The organism is Planktothrix sp. FACHB-1355 (assembly GCF_014748295.1).
Taxonomy (GTDB): Bacteria; Cyanobacteriota; Cyanobacteriia; order Cyanobacteriales; family Aerosakkonemataceae; genus Aerosakkonema; species Aerosakkonema funiforme_A.
Genome location: NZ_JACJUP010000841.1, coordinates 1 through 3,165, shown reverse-complemented (window position 1 = coordinate 3,165; position 3,165 = coordinate 1). Strand labels below are relative to the sequence as shown.

Sequence of the window (3,165 nt, the reverse complement as noted above, 5' to 3'; positions counted from 1 at the left end):
GGGCAAATTACCTAACTTGCGGCGCTGATTGATAACTAACAATTTTATCCGCGACCCGTTTTTCCAAATTTCTGGCTAATTGCAAGTAGGGTGGGTATTGCCCACCCTATTTTCGTTTGTAACTTAAATATCAGAGAGCTTTTCGCTCTTTAGATAGATGAACTAGCTAAGAAGCGATTGAAAATTTCAGACTTTAAGCCAGATAGAATTAATTACTAATTGTATCTCATGGAATAGGATATTTACTGAACCCAGAAAATATATTGGAAATAACAGACTTTCCTCAAAGAGGTTGACGTGAGAAAAAACCATAACAGGAAAAAATTGTTAACAACGATCGCAATTGTTTCCCTTTCTGCGATTGGTTTTAAAACTATCTCGGCAGCTTTGGCGTCGCCGGAAAAAACAAGCGCAACGGCAATTCAAAACAGCGATGAATATATAGTTACTAAGACTTGTAATGAGTTTTGGGTGTTAACTAAATATGGCGATCGACTGAATATGAGAAATGAGCCTGAAGGTAGAGCGATCGCTAGCATAGATTTTGCATCAATAGTTTCGGTTCAGCGTTATTCTGATGATGGAGAATGGGCTTTAGTTAGTGTTGAAAGTAAACAAAAAAATGGTCTGAAAGGTTGGGTATCGACAGAATATCTGACTTGCTATGAGTAAATAGTTTTGGCTTGCCAATCGAGGACAATATTCTTAATGATGAAGAAGCTGAAGAGTTACAGCTTCCGATCGCAGACGAGTTTGGGAAAATTGACCCTCATGGCTGGTTAATAGATACATTTCATTTAATGCGATTATTGCGTTTAATGCGAATTTGTGTTATACTCTAATAACTTAAGCTATTTTAACTATTATGCTGAAGCAAAAATTGTCGTTAGAGTCAGTTATTCAGCCAGAAGAAGCAGATGCGATCGCCAAATTATCACAAATCCTCAGTTTGGAAACTTCACAAATAAAATTAGTCGGAAGCAACGGAGAAGAAGTTATAATTCCTGAGTCTGTTAGCAGTGTTTTACGCGATATCGTTAAGAAGATTGCATCAGGTCAGGCAATATATTTGATTCCCCATAATCACGAATTGACTACACAGGAAGCAGCTGATATTTTGGATGTCTCAAAATCTTTTTTAAATAAGTTATTGGATGAGGAAGAAATTCCTTATATCAAGGTGGGAAAACAGCGGCGAATTCGTTTTCAAGATTTGATGAAATATAAGGAAGAATGGGATGAAAAACGCAGTAAATTTATGGATGAGGCAATCAAAATAACCGACGAAATATATGGTAAAGACTAAAACCGTACCGTCGAGAGGCTTATCGATGATTTAAAGATTACATTCAAATAGGGTATCAGTTTCTTTTGGATGCGTTAGTAACGTCCTAATTTAGGTTTCTTCTATTTTTTGATAGGGTTTGTATTTTCACGATAGCTAAACAAAAATACAGCGCGTTTCAGGTGAGTGAGGTACACAGATACCCGACTTCTCCAAGAAGTCGGGTATCTCGACCCATAGCCTGTACGATCGACCACTGCAAGCTGTTGTATGTTATGATTTAACAAGATATACCCGATCGATTTCAATTGACGAAAACCAAATGGAATCCAATATGATACAGGCTCAAACTATAGAAGCAATTTATGAAGATGGTGTTCTGCGTCCCCTGCAAACTTTAGAAGGTTTAGCAGAACACTCCAGAGTGAAAATTACGATTAATAGCGAACAAAGTTTGCCGCATCCGCTATTGCAGTTTGCTGGTATTCTTAGCGATGAAGAAGCTGAAGATTTACAGCGTATGATTGCAGACGAGTTTGGGAAAATTGACCCTCATGGCTGGTGAAACTGCATTAGACACTTCTATGGCAATTCGTTATCTTAACAGCAACTCAGATGTGGTGGTGAAAGTGACTGCGTTACCGATAGTTGTTTTACCATTAACTGTAGTGGGGGAATTGATATTTGGAGCAGAAAATTCGGCACGTTCCCTCACAAATATCACTCGTTATTTACAGTTTATTGATACTTGTATTGTTTTGCCGATGGGACGACAAACAGCCGCCTTATACTCACAAACTCGTCTTTCATTAAGGCGCAGAGGAAGACCAATTCCTGAAAATGATATTTGGATTGCGGCGCAATGTCTTGAAAATGGATGGAAATTAGCTACAAATGACGAGCATTTTAATTATGTGGATGGACTTGTAGTTGAGAGATGGTAAAGCTTTACTTGCCAAGTATCGATGGCTGACCTAATAACATTCCCAGCTATTTCACAGATACGTTTATTAAATTTAAATTAGTTCTGAAAAAAATATGAATGCAAAACAACTGTTGGAAAAGGTTCAATTTGTGGTAGATGCAGAGTGAAATAAATCTGCCGTTCAACTGAGTGTGGAAGTTTGGGAAGAATTATTGACTATTTTGGAAGATTTAGAAGATGCAGAGGAAATTCGCCTTGCGCGGGAGAACAAGGAAAAACCGGATGAAAACCGCAGTAAAGCTCTAGATGAACTAATTCAAATGAGCCAAGAAGCAGGATTCTATGAATAGTAGTAATTCAATCCCTACAATAACTAAAATTGCCTGTTATTTTAGACTCTTGCGTTTTATTTCCTATGTACTTGCGTGAAATTATACTCTAGCATGAGTTTTTCTAGGTGCATGAGAGCCACTTCAACTTCTGGCTTATTGCTTTCGCTAAACGTTCCCGTTACAGCTAGAGAGTTTTTTTCTGCTACGAGGGTAATGGTGCAGTTGTCGCGCAAAAGTTTTTCCAAGTGAGTGAGGGCGACCTCTATCTCCGCTTGTTTATCTTGAGTGAAAGTGCCTGTGATCATAAAGCTTAGTAGACGATTTTCTAGAGGTTGTGTAGATAAGGGGTCTGGAGGTTGGGCTTATCAAATCAGTTTTAACCTATTCTCCCAACTTTTTACCACTTTTGGCTGATTTCTGGAGGTAAGGAAAGCGATCGAAGGTTATTTTAAACTTAGGAACCATCCGTCTTTGTTTACTGTGAATTACCAATTTCCTGCATTTGACCAATTAACCAACTGTATAACTGACTTCTCCCACTTTCACGACCCCGCCGCAAAGCTTCTTCTAATAAACTAAATGGTAAATTTGGTAAAACTTGAGATTGTGTTATTTGTCTACTT

The 3,165-nt window shown here is 38.1% G+C and carries 7 protein-coding genes; 6 read left to right on the top strand and 1 reads right to left on the bottom strand.

The window, feature by feature from the left end:
- Positions 1-324: 324 nt before the first annotated feature.
- From H6S82_RS25765 to H6S82_RS25740, 6 genes are all read left to right on the top strand, one after another.
- Positions 325-672, top strand: coding sequence for an SH3 domain-containing protein (locus H6S82_RS25765; RefSeq protein WP_190466380.1), 348 nt, complete (start codon positions 325-327; stop codon positions 670-672).
- 11 nt (positions 673-683) lie between these two features.
- Complete coding sequence (locus H6S82_RS25760) at positions 684-842, top strand: hypothetical protein (RefSeq protein ID WP_190466377.1); 159 nt, start codon at positions 684-686, stop codon at positions 840-842.
- Between the two features lie 23 nt (positions 843-865).
- The gene (locus tag H6S82_RS25755) at positions 866-1,306 is read left to right on the top strand and encodes a helix-turn-helix domain-containing protein (protein WP_190466374.1); all 441 of its coding nucleotides are present in this window, start codon (positions 866-868) and stop codon (positions 1,304-1,306) included.
- A 301-nt stretch (positions 1,307-1,607) separates the two neighbouring features.
- The gene (locus tag H6S82_RS25750; RefSeq protein WP_199315362.1) at positions 1,608-1,850 is read left to right on the top strand and encodes an antitoxin family protein; all 243 of its coding nucleotides are present in this window, start codon (positions 1,608-1,610) and stop codon (positions 1,848-1,850) included.
- Positions 1,840-2,229: a type II toxin-antitoxin system VapC family toxin gene (locus H6S82_RS25745; RefSeq protein ID WP_190466371.1), complete on the top strand. Its 390-nt coding sequence runs from the start codon at positions 1,840-1,842 to the stop codon at positions 2,227-2,229. Before H6S82_RS25750 ends, H6S82_RS25745 begins: the two co-directional genes overlap by 11 nt.
- Positions 2,230-2,401: 172 nt before the next feature.
- A complete protein-coding gene (locus H6S82_RS25740) occupies positions 2,402-2,560 on the top strand; it encodes a hypothetical protein (protein WP_190466369.1) in 159 nt (52 codons plus the stop codon).
- A 56-nt stretch (positions 2,561-2,616) separates the two neighbouring features.
- Here H6S82_RS25740 and H6S82_RS25735 read toward each other — a convergent pair whose 3' ends face one another.
- Complete coding sequence (locus H6S82_RS25735; protein WP_190466365.1) at positions 2,617-2,847, bottom strand: hypothetical protein; 231 nt, start codon at positions 2,845-2,847, stop codon at positions 2,617-2,619.
- Positions 2,848-3,165 lie beyond the last annotated feature (318 nt).

What these genes read in the sequence shown, in the direction of transcription:
- H6S82_RS25750 (WP_199315362.1), top strand. Translation starts at nt 1,608, where the DNA reads ATGGAATCCAATATGATACAGGCTCAAACTATAGAAGCAATTTATGAA.
- H6S82_RS25755 (WP_190466374.1), top strand. Translation starts at nt 866, where the DNA reads ATGCTGAAGCAAAAATTGTCGTTAGAGTCAGTTATTCAGCCAGAAGAA.
- H6S82_RS25735 (WP_190466365.1), bottom strand. Translation starts at nt 2,847, where the DNA reads ATGATCACAGGCACTTTCACTCAAGATAAACAAGCGGAGATAGAGGTC.
- H6S82_RS25745 (WP_190466371.1), top strand. Translation starts at nt 1,840, where the DNA reads ATGGCTGGTGAAACTGCATTAGACACTTCTATGGCAATTCGTTATCTT.